The following is a 20,069-nucleotide window of genomic DNA, read 5'->3' as shown; positions in this document are numbered from 1 at the left end:
TATGACGCATATATAATACAACAGGAGAAGCTCTCCTGTCAATGAATGAACTGTAAACAAATCGTGATGATTTTCACTGGGACCTGAAATGAGACCATACTGGGGCGGCACAATCGAACAAAGATTATGAAATTTCGTCAGTTGATTTTTTAACTATGCTGCGGTATAATAGGAAAGGAAGTTTTTGGTTATCGCCTGCTGAGCGATAACCCGGACAACGAGTAGTGTATATCACATAAATCCAGTTGATAGACACTATTCGTCTTTTTTGTTCGCGTAGAAAGGAGAAATCGAAAACGTAATGTGGACAGTCCTTATAAAAAGTATTCGGGAGTATAAGAAGGCGTCCATCGCAACGCCTGTTTTGGTCTCCATGGAAGTGGTCATGGAGTGTATCATCCCCTTTATCATCGCAGAATTGGTCAACCGCATCAAGGCTGGCAGTGAGATGAAGGTCATCGCCGTGTACGGGCTCGTGCTCATCCTCATGGCCGGCCTGTCCCTCCTGTTCGGAGCCCTGGCTGGCTCCACCTGCGCCACTGCCTCCTGCGGTCTTGCCAGAAACCTTCGAAAGGATATGTTCTATAGGATCCAGACCTATTCCTTTGAAAACATCGATCATTTTTCCACCTCCTCCCTGGTGACACGGCTCACCACCGATGTGACCAATGTGCAAAATGCGTATATGATGATCATCCGCACGGCGATCCGCTGCCCGCTCATGCTGCTATTCGCCTTCGTCATGGCCTTTGTCATGGGAGGAAAAATGGCGTTTATATTCCTGATCGTGGCGCCTTTCCTGGCCTTTGGCCTGTATCTCGTCATCCGCAAGACCATGCCTCTGTTTCGCAGGGTCTTTACAAAATATGACGCCCTCAACAACTCGATCCAGGAAAACGTGAAGGCCATGCGGGTGGTCAAATCGTATGTGCGGGAAGACTATGAAAAAACAAAATTTGGCGCAGCCGCGGAGGATGTCTGTCAAGATTTCACTCGCGCGGAACGGATTCTTGCGCTGAACAATCCCATGATGCAGTTCTGCCTCTACACCGTCATGGTCTTCGTTTTGTCCTACGGTTCCTACACCATCATCACCTCCAGAGGCCTGGATCTGGACGTGGGACAGTTTTCTGCGCTGCTCACCTACAGCTTTATGATTCTCAACAGTCTCATGATGATTTCCATGGTCTTCGTCATGATTACCATGGCCAGCGAGTCTGCCAAGCGAATTGCCGAAGTGCTTGCGGAAAAAAGCTCCCTCTCCAATCCGGAACACCCCCTCTATACCGTGCAGGACGGTTCTGTCGATTTTGAAAATGTGAGCTTTAAATATTCCCGCAAAGCGGAGCGCATGGCCCTGAGCGGAATTCAGCTCCATATTCGCTCTGGGGAGACCATTGGCATTATCGGTGGCACAGGTTCGTCCAAATCCTCCCTGATCCAACTCATCTCCCGCCTGTACGACGCCACGGAGGGCGTTGTCAAGGTTGGAGGCGAAGATGTTCGGGCCTATGATCTTGAAACCCTCCGCAACCAAGTGGCCGTTGTCCTCCAGAAAAACATTTTGTTTTCCGGGACGATCAAAGAAAACCTTCGATGGGGCAATCCTGACGCCACGGATGAAGAGATGGTCCAAGCCTGCAAGCTCGCTCAGGCAGACGAATTCATCTCGCAGTTCCCGGACAAATATGATACCTACATTGAGCAGGGGGGCGCCAATGTGTCCGGCGGTCAGAAACAACGGCTCTGTATCGCAAGAGCCCTGCTGAAAAAGCCGAAGATCCTCATTCTGGACGACTCCACCAGCGCGGTGGATACGAGAACAGACGCCCTGATCCGCAAAGCAATGCGGGAGTATATCCCCGAAACGACGAAGATCATCATTGCACAGCGCACCTCCTCCGTCTCGGACGCGGACCGGATTATCGTCATGGAGGGCGGTTCCATCAATGCTATTGGCACCCACCAGGAGCTCATGGCAAACAACGAGATCTATCGAGATATCTATACATCACAGAATAAGGCAGGTGATCACGATGCAGACTAAATCCGTTAGAAAAGGCACCACGCGGCGCCTGTTGAAAATGCTGTTGGAGTTCTATCCCGTCAAGATGCCGCTGACCATCTTCTGCATCCTTTTCAGCGCCGTGGTCAGCTCTGTTCCCGCCATTTTTATGCAGAATGTCATCGCCCTTGTGGAGTCCAGCTGGCAGAGCGGAGATTGGAGTTCCGTGGGGAGCCGCATTCTAGGATTGGTTGGCCTTCTGGCGCTCTTCTATGTCCTGTCTCTGATCTCCGGCCTCGTATACAATCAGTTGATGGCCGTTATGACCCAGGGCGCTCTCATGAAGCTGCGCAAAAAAATGTTCAACGGAATGCAGAACCTTCCGATTCAATATTTTGACACCCATAACCACGGTGACATCATGAGCCATTACACCAACGATATCGATACGCTCCGCCAGATGATTTCGCAGAGCTTCCCCCAGCTTCTGATCTCCTCGGTCACTGTGATCACAATCTTAGTCATCATGCTTTACTACTGCGTCTGGCTCGCTCTGGTGGTTCTCGCCGGCGTCTCCGTCATGCTTTTGGTCACAAAGAAAATCGGTGGCAACTCTGCCCGCCATTTCTTCCGCCAGCAGCGCGCATTAGGCCGTGAGGAGGGCTTTATCGAAGAAATGATGAATGGGCAGAAGGTCGTCAAGGTTTTCTGCCATGAGGAGGCCAGCAAAGTTGATTTTGATGCGATCAATGATGAGCTGTTTCACGAATCCGAGCGCGCCAACAAATATGCCAATACTCTCGGTCCGATTCTGAATAATATTGGCAATGTTCTGTATGTGATCGTCGCTCTCGCGGGCGGACTGTTGCTGCTATCCGGCGCGCCGAATCTGAGCATCTCAGGGCTTGCCCTCAGCATCAGCGTCATTGTGCCCTTCCTCAATATGACAAAACAGTTCGCTGGAAACGTCAACCAGGTCTCCAATCAGATCAATGCCGTCGTCATGGGCCTTGCCGGCGCGGACCGTATCTTTGCGCTGCTGGACGAAGCGCCGGAAGTCGACGAAGGGTATGTCACACTGGTGAATGTCCGGGAAGTCGATGGAGCGCTCATGGAATGTCAAGAGCGCACGGGCATCTGGGCGTGGAAGCATCCCCATCAGGCTGATGGTTCCGTAACGTATACCAAGCTAGCCGGGGACGTTCGTCTGTTTGACGTAGACTTCGGCTATGAGGCGGATAAACCGGTCCTCCACAACATCACCTTATATGCGGAGTCCGGTCAAAAGATTGCCTTTGTGGGAGCGACGGGCGCGGGTAAAACGACCATCACCAACCTTTTAAACCGCTTCTACGATATTGCAGATGGCAAGATCCGGTATGATGGGATCAATATCAATAAGATTAAGAAGAGCGATCTTCGCCGTTCTCTCGGTATTGTACTGCAGGACACGAATCTTTTTTCTGGAACTGTTATGGAGAACATTCGCTACGGCCGGCTGGATGCCACCGACGAGGCGTGCATCCAGGCGGCAAAGTTAGCCGGCGCCCATGATTTCATCACCCGTCTTCCCGAAGGATATGAGACCGTCATCTCTGGAAATGGCAGCAATCTATCCCAAGGACAACGCCAATTGCTGGCCATCAGCCGCGCAGCCGTTGCCGACCCGCCTGTGATGATTCTGGACGAGGCCACCTCCTCCATTGACACGCGGACGGAAGCCATCGTACAGCGCGGCATGGATGCTCTGATGAAAGGCAGAACCGTCTTCGTCATTGCGCATCGCCTGTCCACCGTGAAAAATTCCGATGTGATCATGGTCATGGATCACGGTCGCATCATTGAGCGCGGCGACCATGACAAGCTGATTGCAGAAAAGGGGCAGTACTACCGTCTCTACACCGGGGCTTTTGAACTGGAATAACGGCAGATTGGCGGTCTCGTCTGCGCTCAACACGTTGCATTGACTCCATTTAGGATATGGCAGAATTTTATAAAAGCTTGTGAAATCCATATGCCGAGCGCTGCCAAAGGACTGTTGCAAAATAAGATTTTAGACCCGATGGTTTAAAACCTTGGTTTGCGACAGTCCCTTCTTTTATTTTTGTCGCTTACTATATTTTATTGGCAGATCTGCGCTATAAATAGTATACAAATCCTGTGCTGTTGTGAGAAAAATCTTGAAAAGTAGACGGTTTTGTGGTAGGGTTATCGGTATAGGATTATAGGCAGACTATATTATAAATAGAGAAGGGATGAAAAAATGAAAGGTAGAAAAAACAGATGGCTTGCTTGCCTGCTGTCGTTTGTTTTGACACTGACAATGCTGGCAGGCACGGTATTCGCAAATGGGAACGACGTTCAGGCATTGGATGTGCCGCCTAATACACCCGAAACGGTGGACCCTGCGCTTGAGGCGGAACTTGCGTCTCTGATTGCGGCGTTACCTGCCCCAGAGGCTGTTGATCCGACAGACGAGATTGCCCTTAAGGAAATAAACAGCCAACTACAGGCGATTTATACTTTCGCGGAAGAAAATTCGCTGTCGCTGACAGAGGAGCAGCATGACGTCATCGACGCTGTGAGTGCGGCAATGTATCCGGCTACCGTACTTATGGACGGACCGGTTACCACAGAGGATGAGCTTTTGGCGGCTTTTGAGCAGGGTGGTACAATCACTTTGGGGGCAGATTTTACCTTCAGGAATACGGCGGTGCTTAAGGCCGATACCATTCTGGATTTGAACGGGCACACTCTAACCTACGAGTTTGTAAGGGGAGAAAGCAGCTATTCCTATGCTATATACAACGATTATAACGGCACGCCATATAACCTCACGATTCAGGACACCAGCCAAAGCGGGGACGGCCAGCTCCTAAGCAATCAGTACCTGTTTTTTGGCACGTTCAACAAGCTGACAATCACCGGAGGCGCGATGTCCGGCGTGTATACCTCGGGAATTAACTGTTCCGGGCTAGAAATAACCGGAGGATCCATAGACGCTGGGCGCTTTACTGTGAATGGAAACGCGGCGCTGTCCGGAGGGACGATTGGCGAGTCCATACAGATTAATGCCAATGCTGTTGCCGGACAGGCGGACAGCGGCAAGCTGACTGTGAGTGGGAGCTTTGTATCCAACGGAGCCGCAGACCTGTCCGCTGCCAACGGCGTAACCCTCGCAGGGAACGCTGCCTTCAACAACGGCCTTACCGTCCGTTCCGCAGTCGTGATTGAGGATGGCGTATCCGTTATCGTCCCCGATGATGGGGGGTATACACGCAAAATCAATTTCTACGGCACCGGAAATGTTACAATCAACGGCGGGTATTTTGAGGTCGGCAACCGGCATTTCCTCTACTGCGTGGGCAATTCCGGCACCGCCAAGCAGTTTGTCATCAACGGGGGAACCTTCTATCTGAAGAGCACAAGCAACTGGACGACGGGCCTCTTCTATTACTGTACGCCCATTATCAATGGAGGCGTATTTAAGGCCGACTGCGACAGGATTATCTTTGGCAATTCATGGAATGCAAGAGATCTACAGATCAAGGGGGGATATTTCCAGAAGCCGCTGGGAACGAGCTACGAGGGGGACAATCATGTGCCAACGTTCCAGTATCCTTCCGGTTATACCATAAGCACTGATACCCTAGGCAATCTGACGGGCGATACCGGGGAATATAGGGATTGTTACTGGGTTACAAGATCGACCGAAGTTACCTACGATGTAGATCATGAGCCCGTAGACGGGGAGACAAGTGACTTCACCGGCACAGCCTATACGACCTATACAGGCGGCAGCATGATGGCCGCACCGAGTACAGACACTTATACGGCATATAACCCATTGGTGCCATACCGCACGGGCGAATACAGCTTCAAAGGCTGGGCAACGACAAGCGGCGCTGTGAGCGGTTCTACGGTGGTCAGCGGCCTTTCCGCCAACCCAACGCTGTATGCGGCTTGGGGGGACGATGCGCCGGTATACGCCATTGAATATGACCTGAACGGCGGTGATGGAATTGTTCCCCCAGGTGTTTCTAATATGGCTTACGGCGCCGAGGTTGCGGCGCCAGGCGGCGACGGGCTGAGCCGAGCCAACTATATCTTTGCCGGCTGGAGCACCGACAGCACGGCATCCGCCGCTGGGATAACCGGAAAATTCAAGGTATCTGATGTAGTTGACAGCGCACAGGCGTCTGTCGATGCGGGAGGGAATTACACCTACACCATCACGCTGTTTGCCGTATGGACGCCAAAAACTGCGATCACATTTGAAAATCAGACCGTGGCTTATACGGGCGATCCGGTTGCCTTTGATGTAACGAAAAACAGTGCAGACGTAACGGACGGCTTTACTGTCACCTATTTTGATTCCCGCTATGAGAACCCGATTGAGAATGTGCCGGAGGGTGGCTTTACAGACGCAGGCAATTATTATGTGCTGGTAGAACGCCCGGAGGACGATATTTATGCGGCGGTAAGCCAACGGATTCGCCTGCGCATCGAGCCCATTGGTAGATTGTCTGTCTCTGTATTCAATTACTTTGAATTATATGACGGCAACCCACACAGCGTAGATATAACGGTATATATGGACGGTAGACAAGTGGATTTGTCACAGGTTACGGTAAAATACGCAAAGAGCGACGGCTATACCGCCAATCCGGAATATACGCTGGACGAGCTGCCCACATGGACGGATGTGACCTCTAACCAGAGGGTTTATGTTCAGGTATCCGCGCCGGGATACGAGACAGATGATGACTGGAATTCGGTTACGATCCGAAAGGCGGACACAACGCGCATTGTGATGGAAAACAGTATCGTCCCCTATGACGGCAAGGCTCACAGCCTGTCCACATCGGTGGAGAGCGTGAACGTTATTTCCGCTGGCACACGACCGGGCACGTATTATACGGCAATCAATGGTGCGGCACCTGCGCTGACATATTATACGGATTCCGGATATCAGAACGCCATTGAGGGCGAGCCTACCAATGCAGGGACCTATTATGTCAAAGCGGTGCTTGACGGGACGGATAACTATGCCAGGACAGAGGCTACCGCGACGCTGACCATCGAGCAGGCCGCCAACCCGCTAGCTTTTGATCGTACAGAAGGGGTAAAGCATATCAATGACCATGCGTTTACGCTGACACTGACCGGCATGACGGACGGGGTTTATTTTACAAGCAGTGATACAGACGTTGCGACTGTGAATGCGGCGACGGGTGAAGTCACCATCACAGGAGCAGGCCAGACGATGATTACAGCTGCTGTGCCGGAGAGCACGAATTATCGGGAGGCCACGGCAACCTATACGCTTACGGTAACGCCCCATGAATATACGGAAGGCATAGTGACACACCCGACCTGCACGCAGCAGGGCTATACGACGCATACATGCAGGATTTGCGAAGATTCCTATGCGGACAGCTATGTGGAGGCTTTAGGGCATCGCTATGGGAATTGGATCCAGGTCAAATCGCCGACTTGCGACGACAAGGGCAGTATCCAGCGGATATGCGAGAGGTGCAAACACGTAGAATCCCAGGATGTGGATCCGCTTGGACACGACTGGGAAGACGGCTTCACAGTTGATAAGGTGGCCACCTGCACCGAAGACGGAAGCAAGTCAATCCACTGCAAAAACTGCGATGCGGTTCTGGACAGTACGGTGATTCCTGCAACAGGCCATTTCTTTGCAGATGAGTGGAAATCTGACGCCAACAACCATTGGAACGAATGCGCCAGCTGCGGCGAAAAGCGGAACGAAGCCCCCCATACCTTTGAATGGGTGACGGACAAAGAAGCCACTCCAACGGAGGCAGGTTCCCGGCACGAGGTGTGTACTGTTTGCCGTTACGCGAAGGCGGCTGTGGAGATCCCCGCAGCGGGGACAACGGAAACGCCTTCTACATCAGGGGAGGACAAGACTGACGGCACAACCGCCCCCCAAACCGGCGACAGCAGCAATATCGCCCTCTGGATTTCCATCCTGTTGGCGGCAGGCGCTGTCCTGACCGGCATACTCATTTACAGACGAAAGAGAAGATAGCCGCTAAAATCATCAGCGCCCTGTGGCTTACATGTCCACAGGGCGCTCCATGTACGCACCGCAGGAGCCTCCTGCGGTGCTGTTTACAGCACACAATATTGTTCCATATACCGATCCATGGCCGCCAACATATGGGCCTCATAGTGTTGCTCCTTCAAGTACTCTCGAATATCCCCTACGGTGACGATGGAGTGGACGGTAATCCCAAATTCGTCTTTCACTTCCATAACGGCGGTCTTGCCCGGCGTCTGTCCGACTTCACAGCGGTTGACTGAGATGAACATATTCTCCACTGAGACATCCCCGCAGCCTTTCAGGATCGGCATGGTCTCCCGAACCGCGGTCCCCGCAGTAATGACGTCCTCAATGATGAGAATCCGATCCCCTGCGGTCGGCTTGTACCCCACTAAGCTTCCACCTTCGCCGTGGTCCTTGGCCTCCTTCCGGTTAAAGAAAAAAGGCTTGTCAATGCGGAAATTCTGAGCCAGGGCGGCGGCCGCTGCCGTAACCAGGGGAATTCCCTTATAGGCGGGGCCAAACATGGCATCAAATTCTTCCCCACACGTCTCCTGTACCAGCGCGGCATAGTAGGCTCCCAGCGTCGCGATCTGCGCGCCGGTCTTATAGTTTCCCGTATTGACAAAATATGGCGTCAGCCGTCCGCTCTTGGTCGTAAACTCTCCGAAGCGGAGTACTTCCGCTTCCATCATGAACTCGATAAATTGTTTTTTTTTCGGTGCTAGCATCGTCATCATCCTCTTTCGAATCATTGTGTTTATTATATCGCAGGGCGGGCGATTATGCAAGACACAAGACTTTTTTCTTTTTATCTAGATTTTTATGCTACTTTGTGATATGCTTAGACCAAAAATAATTTTCACCCACACAAGAAAGGAGTAGCCACACATGATATTTCGAGATGTGAGGGAAGACCCTTTTACCGTCTATGGCCTGTACCATTACAGGCAAGAGCCCGTTTTTCGGAGGCTTCCTCAGTCTGTGGCCATGCAGGCCAATGAGGGTGTTCAAACCCTTCACACCAACACAGCCGGAGGACGAGTCAAATTCAAGACCAATTCCAAAACCATCACCATTCAGTGTGATATGCCCTCCCTATGTGATATGCCCCATATGCCCCGCTGTGGCTCCAGCGGATTTGACCTCTATGTGAAGAAAGGCGCCCGGTATTGGCACACCGGCACTTTTATGCCCAATGATTTTGATCACGGATACACGGCCTCCTACAGCTTTCCATGCCAACAGGAGCGGGATCTCCTCCTCCATTTTCCTCTGTACAGCGACGTCACTTCCCTCCACATCGGGTTGGATGACGGTGCAACCCTGTCGCCTGGTCAGCCCTATCGCTTCCCCCTGCCTGTCGTGTACTACGGCTCGTCCATCACGCAGGGCGGCTGCGCCTCCAGACCCGGAAATAGCTATCCGGCCGTAATCTCCAGGAAATACGACTGCGATTTTCTCAACCTCGGTTTCGCCGGCAGCGCCAAGGGTGAGCCGGCTCTGGCTGAGTATATCGCCCAACTACCTATGAGCGCATTTGTGCTGGACTATGACCATAATGCGCCGGATGTGGAGCACTTACAGAGCACCCATGAGGCGTTTTATCAAAGGATTCGACGGCAGCAGCCGACGCTCCCAATCCTCCTGGTTGGACGCCCTGATTTTTACATGCACAAGCAGGACGATTCCCAGCGCCGGGACGTGATTCTCACCACCTACCGGAACGCCCTCCAAAATGGCGATTCCAATGTCTATTTCCTCGATGGGCACAGCCTCTTCGAGGGCGATGAACGGGATGCCTGCACTGTAGACGGAAAGCACCCTAATGACCTGGGCTTTCACCGCATGGCAAGCGTAATCGGGAGTGTTATTGGCACTCTCTTGTAAATTCAGCGAAGGAAAAGAGGTATGAAAATGGGCAAACATTGGCATGACAACGCTTTTTTTGGTCTGCATTTCGATCTTCACGCGAGGGAAACGGATACTGTCCTGGGCCGGGACGTAACAGAGGAGGGATTGATCCAGGAGTTTGAAAAAATCAAGCCCGATTTTGTTCAGTGCGATTGCAAGGGCCATCCCGGCTATACCAGCTATCCTACGAAGGTGGGGATCGCGTCCCCCGGCATTGTAAAGGATTCCCTGCGCATCTGGCGCAATGCGACTCAAAAAATGGGCATTCCCCTCATCATGCACTATTCTGGCGTCTGGGACACCGCTGCCATTCAAGAACATCCTGAGTATGCCCGTATCGAACCAGATGGAAAACCGCACCCGGACTCCACCTGCCCGCTATCCGCTTATACAGAACAGTACTTAATTCCACAGATGGAAGAAATCATCGATACCTATGACGTTGACGGCTTTTGGGTGGATGGCGAAAACTGGGCCAGCGCCCCCTGTTACTGTGATCGATGTACCGCTGCCTTTATAGAAAAAACAGGGATTACCCCTATCCCCCGCAAGGAGGAGGATCCCCACTGGAAAGAATGGGCCGACTTTTCCCGGGAAAACTTTGTGCGGCATGTCGATGCATTCAGCCGTGCGATTCACCGCCGAAAGGCTGGCTGCACGTCTTGCAGCAACTGGATGTATACATTGCGCCAGCCAGATGACATCAAGGCTGAGGTTGATTATCTCAGCGGCGATTTTTCCTGGGTTTGGAGTATCGACAGCGCCATCCCGGAAGCAAGGATCATGGATGGCCGCGGCTTGAAATGGGATTTGATGGCCTGGGCCTTTACCAGCCATGGTCCCATGTCCGACTGGATTTTTAAAAGTGTCCCCGCGCTGTGTCAGGAGGCCGGCATCGTTATGTCCTGTGGCGGCGCCTTTACCATCTATGACACCCCTAACCGCTGGGGGCCTGTCGTAAGCTGGCATATGGACGATTTGGCCGATGTGGCTAGATTCTGCCGCGCCCGGCAGGCCTTCAGCCAGAACACGGCCACGGTTCCCCAGGCGGTTGTTCTCCACAGCCAAAATCACTATTATGCCCATAACCGCTCTTTGTATGACCTGTCAACCGCGGCCCGTCCGGTGGAGGGCGCTCTCTACGCCCTGTTGGAAAATACGATTCACACGGATCTTCTCACGGAGACCACACTCCGCCAGCGGGTGGACTCCTATCCCCTCTGTGTTGTCCCTGAACAGGATCCCATGGATCCAGAGACCCTTGCGAAGCTAAAGGCATATGTCCGAAACGGAGGCGCGCTCATTGTATCCGGTGTCTCCTGCAAGGCCTTCGAAGAGGAGCTGGGTGTCTCCATCTCCCCTGAATTTGTACAGGGATATTGCAATGCCAGTGCTCTGACCATTCCTGACGGCGACCGCACTGTGACACTGATTGGCGACTGGAACAAGGTTACGGTTCAAAGCGCTTCCACTGTGAAACCGATTCTCTTATCCCGGGATGGGGGCCCACAGTCAAAACGTTCTGAATTTCCTGCTATGACAGTCCGCACCGTAGGAAAAGGCGTCATTGCCGGTATCTATGGGCCCCTGTTTGATTCCTTTGCCTACTCCCATTATCCCGGCATCCGCCGCGCTGTCGGTGAGCTAATCGAGGCAATGAATATCCCCAGGCTCGCTCGCATAACCGCGCCAGCCTCCCTCGTCATGACCATGCGGCAAAAGGAGGATGCTCATTTTCTTCACTTTGTCAACACCAGTGGCGATCATTTGACCTCACCAAAAAATCCCATTGTCGAAAGTGTTCCGCCTGCAGGACCCATTCACGGGGAGATTTCCATGCCTCGGCCTGCTTCTGTCACCCTGGAGCCCGGCGGCGCACCTGTCCATTGGTCATACAGGGATGGGCGCCTACTCTTTGATATTCCACAGGTCGCCATCCATGATATCGTTGCCATCCGGCATTGAATCCCCTGCCCAAGAAAGGAAGATTGACTTATGATATTTCGAGATGTGAGGGAAGACCCCTTTCAAGTTTATGGATTGTACAATTATAAAGAGGAGCCCGTGTTCCGGAGGCTTCCTCAGTCCGTGGCTGAGCAGGCCAATGAGGGTGTTCAGAACCTTCACACCAACACAGCCGGAGGGCGAGTCAAATTCAAGACCAATTCCAAAACCATCGCTATCCAATGTGATATGCCCTCCCTCTGCGATATGCCCCATATGCCTCGGAGCGGATCCAGCGCATTTGACCTCTATGTCAAGAAAGGCGCCCGGTATTGGTATACTGGCACCTTTATGCCCGAAAATTTTGATCACGGATATACGGCTTCCTACAGCTTTCCCTGCCAGCAGGAGCGGGATCTCCTCCTTCATTTTCCCCTATACAATGACGTCACTTCCCTCCACATCGGGTTGGATGACGATGCAACCCTGTCGCCCGGCCAGCCCTACCGCTTCCCGGTTCCGGTGGTATACTACGGCTCCTCCATCACCCAGGGCGGCTGCGCCTCCAGACCTGGAAACAGCTATCAGGCAATGATCTCCCGCAGATATGACTGTGACTTTGTCAATCTTGGCTTCTCCGGGAGCGCCAAAGGCGAAGCCGCCCTGGCTGAGTATATTGCCAACTTGCCCATGCGTGTGTTTGTGCTCGATTATGATCATAATGCGCCGGATGTAGACCATCTACAGCGTACCCACGAGGCGTTCTATCAGAGGATCCGACGGCAACAGCCGGCCCTCCCGATTCTCCTGGTTGGCCGTCCTGATTTTTGCCTGGACACCCCAGAGCATTCCCAGCGCCGGGACGTGATCCTCACCACCTACCGAAATGCCCTCCAACATGGCGACTCCAACATCTACTTCCTTGATGGGCAGAGCCTCTTCGAAGGCGATGAGCGGGATTCCTGCACCGTGGACGGCTGTCATCCCAACGATCTGGGCTTTTACCGCATGGCCAATGTGATCGGAAGTGTGGTTGGCAGGCTTTTGTAACTGCCGGACTTCTATACTGTTTCCATCCCCATCCTCCATGTAAGATTTGGCAGAATAGTACTATTGTGGACGACGATCAAACAACAACCAAATAGAGCATTCTGATATTTCTTATAAAATTATGCCAATCAAAAATAGGATGATCCTTACGGAGTCTAAGACGCTTTTTCCCAGCATTATGCTGTGTTAGCACCTCTCCGAGCCCCTGATTTAAGATGGCAGAAAAGTAATATCCACCCTGCTTTAGCAAACAAATTTGGCCTCCCATAGCATTGTTTTGCCACTTCTAGGCGGAGCGCAATTAGCCGTTTTAATCCTTGTGGATTTATAAATTTATGCCAAATAACGTATACGGGCATTTAACGGCTGGATACACTGGTTTGCCCGGCGAAGGGGAGAAGATTCTGCCTCTGCGAAAAGAGAAGGAGTGCTGCCTCTGACCTGAAATCATTAGGATTTCAGGTCATTTTGCAACACTCCTGTCCCCGAAAAATCATATCCAATTTCTATGAGGAGGGGAGGCCCTACAACAGCCTCACCTTGTCGTTACGCTGAGATTTTGACGCTTTGTTCCAGCTTATTGGATTCCTTATAAGGCCGGAACAACATGAACAGCAGGAAGGCGACGATGGCAAAGGCGACGATGGAGCCGACCACATTGCCATTTCCGGTGAACAGCATTCCCAGCTGATACACCACAAGGGCGATGGCGTAGGCAAATACACACTGGTACCCAATAGCAAACCATGTCCACTTTGCATTGTTCATCTCTCGCTTGATTGCTCCGATTGCAGCGAAGCAAGGTGCGCAGAGGAGATTGAAGATCAAGAAGGAGTAGGCAGCAAGAGGGGTAAAGGAGGCGCGCATATTGGCCCAGATCTGCCATCCATTTTCCGCGACTTCATCAAATCCGCCGAATAGAACGCCGAAGGTGCCAACCACATTTTCCTTGGCGATCAGGCCCGTGATGGTGGCCACTGCGCTCTGCCAGTTGCCCCAGCCGAGAGGAGAAAAGATCCAGGCAATTCCATTGCCGATAACAGCAAGAATGGAGTTATTGAGATCCTCGACCATGCCAAAGCTGCCGTTCTCAACGCCAAAGCCCTGCAGGAACCAGAGCAGGATGGCGGAGAGCAGGATAACCGTACCCGCTTTTTTGATGAAGGACCAGGCGCGCTCCCACATGGAGCGGAGCACATTGCCCACTGTCGGCAAATGGTACGCCGGAAGCTCCATGACAAAGGGCGCCGGATCGCCTGCAAACATTTTTGTCTTTTTTAACATGATACCGGAAATCACAATAGCGGCAATTCCGATAAAGTATGCGCTGGGGGCAACCCACCACGCACCGCCGAACAGGGCTCCAGCAATGAGGGCGATAATAGGCAATTTAGCGCCGCAGGGGATAAAGGTGGTGGTCATAATGGTCATTCTTCGATCCCGCTCATTCTCAATGGTACGGGAGGCCATAACGCCAGGAATTCCACAGCCTGTGCCAATCAACATGGGGATAAAGGATTTACCGGAAAGGCCAAATCTGCGGAAGATCCGGTCCATAACGAAAGCAATACGCGCCATGTAGCCGCAGCTTTCGAGAAATGCTAAGAAGATGAACAGTACCAGCATCTGCGGGACAAATCCAAGGACTGCGCCAACGCCGCCGATAATACCATCCAGGATCAGCCCTTGAAGCCAATCCGCACAGTTGATAGCTTCCAGCCCGCTTTCCACAAGAACCGGGATTCCCGGAACCCAGACGCCATATTCCGCCGGATCGGGCTCTTCTATGGCCGCTGCTTCCTCGTAAGCTGCAAAATCTACAGGAATTTCTTCCTCCACGTTGCCATCATCGTCATAGAGGTACGCCGTTGTGGTGAGCGTTTCTGCCTCTCCAGGTTCAACCCCTGCCTCCTCCGCCGCGGCCTCAAAGGCTTCCACCACGGCGCCTGGAACGGTGTATTCTTCCGCCGCCTCCTCATACTCGGAGGAGCCGATGCCAAATAGATGCCAACCATCGCCGAACACACCGTCATTCGCCCAGTCCGTCGCCCAAGATCCAACTGTAGAGACGGAAACGTAATACACGATAATCATGACCACCGCGAAGATGGGCAAGGCCAGCCAACGGTTGGTCACAACCTTATCAATCTTGTCAGATGTTGAAAGTTTTCCTACATTCTTTTTGCGGTAACAACCCTTTATGATAGAGGCGATATAGAGATAACGCTCGTTGGTAATAATGCTTTCCGCGTCATCGTCCAACTCCACCTCCGCCGCTTTGATGTCCTCCTCGATATGTTGAAGGACCGATGGCGCCAGCTTCATCTGCTCAAGCACCTTTTCATCGCGCTCAAAGATCTTGATGGCATACCAGCGCTGCTGCTCTAAAGGCATCGTGTGAACCGCAGCCTCCTCAATATGAGCGATGGCATGTTCGACGACTCCGCTGAAGCTGTGCTGGGGAACCGTTTTTGTCTCATGGGCAGCCCTAACCGCTTCCTCCGCAGCCTCCATAACGCCGGTTCCCTTTAGCGCGGAGATTTCCACTACCTTGCAGCCAAGCTGGCGTGAGAGCTCTCCAATATTGATCTTGTCGCCATTTTTCTGAACGACGTCCATCATGTTCACGGCGACAACCACCGGGATTCCGAGTTCCGTCAACTGTGTCGTTAAATATAAATTTCGCTCCAGGTTCGTTCCGTCAATTATGTTTAGGATCGCGTCAGGGCGCTCATTAATTAAGTAGTTTCTTGCAACAACCTCCTCCAATGTGTACGGAGAAAGAGAGTAAATACCTGGAAGGTCCATTATGATAACGTCACTGTGCTTCTTCAGCTTACCTTCCTTTTTCTCAACCGTAACGCCAGGCCAGTTTCCAACAAATTGATTAGAACCGGTCAGCGCGTTAAAAAGAGTCGTCTTGCCACTGTTCGGATTTCCCGCGAGGGCAATTCTGATATCCATGCCAATCTTCCTTTCCAGCAAATTCGTCTGTGCTAATTTAATTACTTTACCTCGATCATTTCTGCGTCCGCTTTTCTGATGGACAGTTCGTAACCTCTGACAGTAACCTCCACTGGATCGCCCAGAGGCGCTACTTTGCGCACGTAGATCTCGACGCCTTTGGTAATTCCCATGTCCATGATTCTGCGCTTAACCGCTCCTTCGCCGTGGAGTTTTACCACTGTGGCCGTATCACCGATTTTTGCCTCTCGTAACGTTTTCATGTTGTCTCCTCCTCATTTTTAACCATACTCATACCATGATCTTACTTGCCATTTCACGGCTGATTGCAACGCGGGAATTTTTCACGTTCACAATAAGATTTCCCCCGATTGTTGAGATCACAGTAACATTGGAGCCGGTCACAAACCCAAGATTCTCAAGATGTGCCCGAACCTCCGGTTTTCCCCCGATTTTTCGTATCATGGTTTCTTCCCCGACATTTACAAGTGTCAACGGCATCACTTGTCTCGCCTCGCTTTTTAGTAAGTCGTTTCTAACCGTATATATGTTAGCACTAACTAACTTTATTGTCAAGAGGATATTCTGTGAATTTTGCAGTTTTATTGTTATTCCCATGGAACTTGATCTCTGCCCCTCACAGCTGCATACTGGTGCGGCGTCATGCCGTAGGCCTTCCGGAATTGACGAATGAAGTGGGATATGTCCGAGTACCCAACGGCGTGACAGACTTCCGCTACGGAGGAACCGCGTTCCAGGAGAATTCGCGCATTATCGAAACGCCTCTTTGTCAGATAGGCGTGCGGAGTATCCTCTCCGCTGTCGCAGAATAAACGCCAAAGCCCAGAACGGCTGATTCCGAATTGGCGGCACAGGGTATCAGTGGACTGGATGGAATCAAAATGATGGTCAATGTATTCTATGATCCGGATATACAATTCAGGGGGTTGGGATTTAGGAGTATTGTGCAGAATACGGTTGATGCTTTGCAATAGCAGGACAGAACGAGCGTAGAACTCAGAAATTGCTTCGTCCTGGCCGTATCGAAGCAAACGGTCCATTGCCGAAAATTGCGCGCGCAAAGACTCTGATATATCGCCGCACAAGTGAATTCGGTTCTGTTGGCACCATGGTCGTTCGATAAAGCACCGCAGCAAACTATCCTCCGCCGCAATGAGAGAGAATGCGCCTGGGTAAATATGTAAAAAGAAGCGTTCATGCCGGTTTTCCTTCCGCGCAAGCCCAATATGCGGCTCCCCTGGCCGGAACAGCATAAGATCGCCGGGACCGCAGGCGTAAGTGCCGCCGCTCTGGCAGTCCATTCCCTCGCGGCCGCGGCCCAGCGCATCTCGGCCAACGCGGATTTCACGTTCCCCTTGGAGAAAAAACATAATCTCATAAAAATCCTGCGGATGGGTTGGCTTATGAAGAAAGTAGGAATCCGGATCGGGTTGTACCAACACCATCTCATGAACAAATTCAAAACACTTTCTTCCGCCAACTAGAATTGGCGTTCCTTTTGCAAGAGCCATATAACTCCCTCTCATACCATAATTGATAGATCTATTATACAGAAATTGCCCTAGCAATACAAGGATTTGAAACAAATGGCCTATATTTTGACTGAGATCCCAATAGCAAATGGAACCCCGGAGGCGTATACTGGACATCAAAGATTCATCATGGAAAGGGGATGTTCGAATGCCATTCTTTCAGGATTCCATTCAAAATGAATACCTCTCCCTGCTCCGGCAATGGGCAAAGGGGATACAGCCGTATATTTTTACGCCGGCTGACCGGCCAGACCTGTCATATTATGGGGATGGGACAAATGGCTGGGGAGTTCAAACAAATCAAAAAGCCTTTGCCGCGCTGGCGGTGCTGGCGAAACTGGATTGCGATGAAGGGCTGCACAAGATTGCTTTGGCTCTTTTGCGGTATTCGCTGGAAAGCCATATCACAGGATCATACCATGTAACCGATGGCGAAAATGTGCGTTGGGGGCACACCTGGATCAGTGTCCTTGGCATCGAACGGATGATCCATGGGATTGATGCCCTATGGGAAGATTTGTCGCAAGAGGATCTCGGGAAGCTGCGCGAAGTGCTTATTTCAGAGTCACAATGGCTTTATGGGCATCACCCATTGCAGGCGGACCCGGTGTTCCCCAACGTGCCTGAATCCAACTACTGGAATGGCGCTGTTATGATACGAACGGCTTTTATGTATCCCGACTGTCCCATGGCCGCTCAGTTTCTGGAGCGTGGGACCGCCTTTTTATTGAATGCAGTATCCGTACCGTCGGATCAAGACGACATCACGCGGCTTTACGCTGGAAAATCCTTAGCAGACTGGCATGTGGGCGCGAATTTCTTTGAATCCATGGCATTGAACCACCATGGCTATATGAACGTGGGTTACATGGTCATCTGTGTTTCCAACGCTGCTATGCTGCATTTTAGCCTGCGAAAGTGGGGATTGCCCGTGCCTCCTGCGGTATATCATAACATGGACCGGCTATGGCAGCTCATCAAAACCTGTCTGTACGACGATGGACGGTTGCTACGGACCGGAGGCGATACGCGGGTTCGCTACTGCTATTGCCAGGACTACCTGATTCCCGCCCTGAACTTTGCAGCGGATGCGCTGGGGGAAGATATAGATCAGTGGGAGCGCGGATGGATCTCGACTCTAAAAAAAGAATTCATGTATAACAACGATCGCTCTTTTTTATCCAAACGGTGCGAGCTGTTTGTAGAAAAATCTCCGCTCTACTATACGCGGCTGGAGTCGGACCGCGCTTGCTGCATAGCTTTCAGCGCCTATTGGCGGTATGTATTCCATAATTTTAAGGTGCCAGCCGGTACCGGCACCTATGCCGCCAATAAAGATTTTTTGACCCCACTGCCGCAATGGAATGACCCGTATCATGGCGCATACTTTGTGCGAGACCGCCGCCGGTTTGCTTCTTTTGTATGGTTGGCTGCGGAGCGACCCACGGGATTGTGTCTGCCTCCTGATGACAGTTCGCTTGCGGAATGGCAGCACAATATGACCAGTGTGGTCTACGGCGATGGGATCACCCATGACAATGTGGTTATCTCCCATGGTGGGCATATGCTAAGTGGCGGATTCGTCACCTATGGGCGGTATCTCGCCCACACAAAGGGACTGTTGGCGGAGCAGCTTGACGAAGAAGACACCGTTCAGGTACGCCTGGCTTTCGCTGCTTTACCAGACGGACACACCGTCGTGACATTGCAGTATGCGGATGCCATAAAAACTTGCCATATCAGTGAGGTGTATGGCTTACATCTGCTCGTTCCCAACGATGTATTTAACGATTTCACGCGTCTCTATACCGAAGGGGACCGCTGGATATCCATCGATGACCGGTATACGGCATTTTCCCTGTACGGCGACCCGCTGACGCTGCACCGACAGGAAGGGCGGCAAATTGGCCTCACCCATGGCTGGTCCAACGGATACCGGTATCGTGGCTTTCTCCACTGTGATGAAATCTGCTCTACGAAGGTAACGGCTCCTAGGTTCTACGAAAAGGCGGCACCTGTATTTGATTTTGGATGCGCGGTGGTGACAGACGTAAATGCAGCAAAGGCTGATGCAGTTCGCGCCCAATTCCGGACACTTGACGTGGATCTACCCCTTGTGAGAGCAGTCCGTGTAATTGGCTTGAATAATAGATCCTATTGGTTTGTGGCCAACTTTTCTGATGCGGCAGCACTCTTGGATCTTCCCGAGATTGGTCCGGTTTGCCTCGACGCCGGAACAGCGGAAGTCTTTGAGGATCGATCCGACAACCAAAAGTCATAAACGGCTTTGGGGAGCTTTATACCTGCGTCTCCCCAATAAAAAAAGCCTAACCGGCCGATGTGTGAAGTGGGGACGCACCTCTTTTTGTGTAGAGAAGCCCCTTGGTTTGGGTTGTCTTGCTCCGTCCCTCTTTCCTCTTTACAGCACGAGGTATTGCAGGATCATGTTGTGGATTCTCACCATGTCCACCCCTCCGTCCTCCTCGTCCCGCGTCACCAGCAGGTTCCTCCCTTCCTCGATCCCCGCTCGACGGTACGCCTCCTCCTTCTCCTTCCACCTCTC

At 51.9% G+C, this 20,069-nt stretch carries 12 protein-coding genes; 7 read left to right on the top strand and 5 right to left on the bottom strand.

Going from position 1 to position 20,069, the window contains the following annotated elements:
* The first annotated feature begins 301 nt into the window (after positions 1–301).
* From H8730_RS14215 to H8730_RS14205, 3 genes are all read left to right on the top strand, one after another.
* A complete protein-coding gene (locus tag H8730_RS14215; RefSeq protein WP_249290023.1) occupies positions 302–2,047 on the top strand; it encodes an ABC transporter ATP-binding protein in 1,746 nt (581 codons plus the stop codon).
* Complete coding sequence (locus H8730_RS14210) at positions 2,037–3,929, top strand: ABC transporter ATP-binding protein (protein WP_177718518.1); 1,893 nt, start codon at positions 2,037–2,039, stop codon at positions 3,927–3,929. The genes H8730_RS14215 and H8730_RS14210 overlap by 11 nt, the downstream gene beginning before the upstream one ends.
* Before the next feature lie 339 nt (positions 3,930–4,268).
* The gene (locus H8730_RS14205; protein ID WP_177718542.1) at positions 4,269–8,066 is read left to right on the top strand and encodes an InlB B-repeat-containing protein; all 3,798 of its coding nucleotides are present in this window, start codon (positions 4,269–4,271) and stop codon (positions 8,064–8,066) included.
* An 83-nt stretch (positions 8,067–8,149) separates the two neighbouring features.
* On the opposite strand, the gene pyrE is transcribed toward H8730_RS14205, so the two are convergent.
* Complete coding sequence (gene pyrE, locus H8730_RS14200; protein WP_177718521.1) at positions 8,150–8,812, bottom strand: orotate phosphoribosyltransferase; 663 nt, start codon at positions 8,810–8,812, stop codon at positions 8,150–8,152.
* A gap of 160 nt (positions 8,813–8,972) precedes the next feature.
* Between pyrE and H8730_RS14195 the strand changes: the two genes are divergently transcribed.
* The 3 genes from H8730_RS14195 to H8730_RS14185 are packed head-to-tail and all read left to right on the top strand — an operon-like array spanning position 8,973 to position 12,989.
* Positions 8,973–9,971 (top strand): SGNH/GDSL hydrolase family protein, encoded by a 999-nt coding sequence (locus tag H8730_RS14195; protein WP_177718524.1) that lies wholly within the window; start codon positions 8,973–8,975, stop codon positions 9,969–9,971.
* 27 nt (positions 9,972–9,998) lie between these two features.
* The gene (locus H8730_RS14190) at positions 9,999–11,960 is read left to right on the top strand and encodes an alpha-amylase family protein (RefSeq protein WP_177718526.1); all 1,962 of its coding nucleotides are present in this window, start codon (positions 9,999–10,001) and stop codon (positions 11,958–11,960) included.
* Between the two features lie 30 nt (positions 11,961–11,990).
* Positions 11,991–12,989, top strand: a complete 999-nt coding sequence (locus H8730_RS14185) for an SGNH/GDSL hydrolase family protein (protein WP_177718527.1) — start codon at positions 11,991–11,993, stop codon at positions 12,987–12,989.
* 546 nt (positions 12,990–13,535) lie between these two features.
* On the opposite strand, the gene feoB is transcribed toward H8730_RS14185, so the two are convergent.
* From feoB to H8730_RS14165, 4 genes are all read right to left on the bottom strand, one after another.
* Complete coding sequence (gene feoB, locus H8730_RS14180; RefSeq protein ID WP_177718529.1) at positions 13,536–15,953, bottom strand: ferrous iron transport protein B; 2,418 nt, start codon at positions 15,951–15,953, stop codon at positions 13,536–13,538.
* A 41-nt stretch (positions 15,954–15,994) separates the two neighbouring features.
* A complete protein-coding gene (locus tag H8730_RS14175) occupies positions 15,995–16,216 on the bottom strand; it encodes a FeoA family protein (RefSeq protein WP_177718531.1) in 222 nt (73 codons plus the stop codon).
* 28 nt (positions 16,217–16,244) lie between these two features.
* On the bottom strand, positions 16,245–16,457 hold the full coding sequence (locus tag H8730_RS14170) for a FeoA domain-containing protein (protein WP_177718533.1): 213 nt from the start codon (positions 16,455–16,457) through the stop codon (positions 16,245–16,247).
* Positions 16,458–16,561: 104 nt separating this feature from the next.
* Positions 16,562–17,485, bottom strand: a complete 924-nt coding sequence (locus tag H8730_RS14165) for a helix-turn-helix transcriptional regulator (protein ID WP_177718535.1) — start codon at positions 17,483–17,485, stop codon at positions 16,562–16,564.
* Between the two features lie 169 nt (positions 17,486–17,654).
* Here H8730_RS14165 and H8730_RS14160 point away from each other — a divergent pair, with 169 nt between their 5' ends.
* A complete protein-coding gene (locus H8730_RS14160) occupies positions 17,655–19,787 on the top strand; it encodes a hypothetical protein (protein WP_177718537.1) in 2,133 nt (710 codons plus the stop codon).
* Positions 19,788–20,069: the final 282 nt, after the last annotated feature.

Origin of the sequence: Bianquea renquensis (assembly GCF_014384895.1) — a bacterium.
In the GTDB taxonomy this organism is placed as follows: Bacteria; Bacillota; Clostridia; order Lachnospirales; family Bianqueaceae; genus Bianquea; species Bianquea renquensis.
The sequence above is the reverse complement of the archived record's forward strand: the minus strand, read 5'-3'. Positions and strand labels throughout refer to the sequence as shown.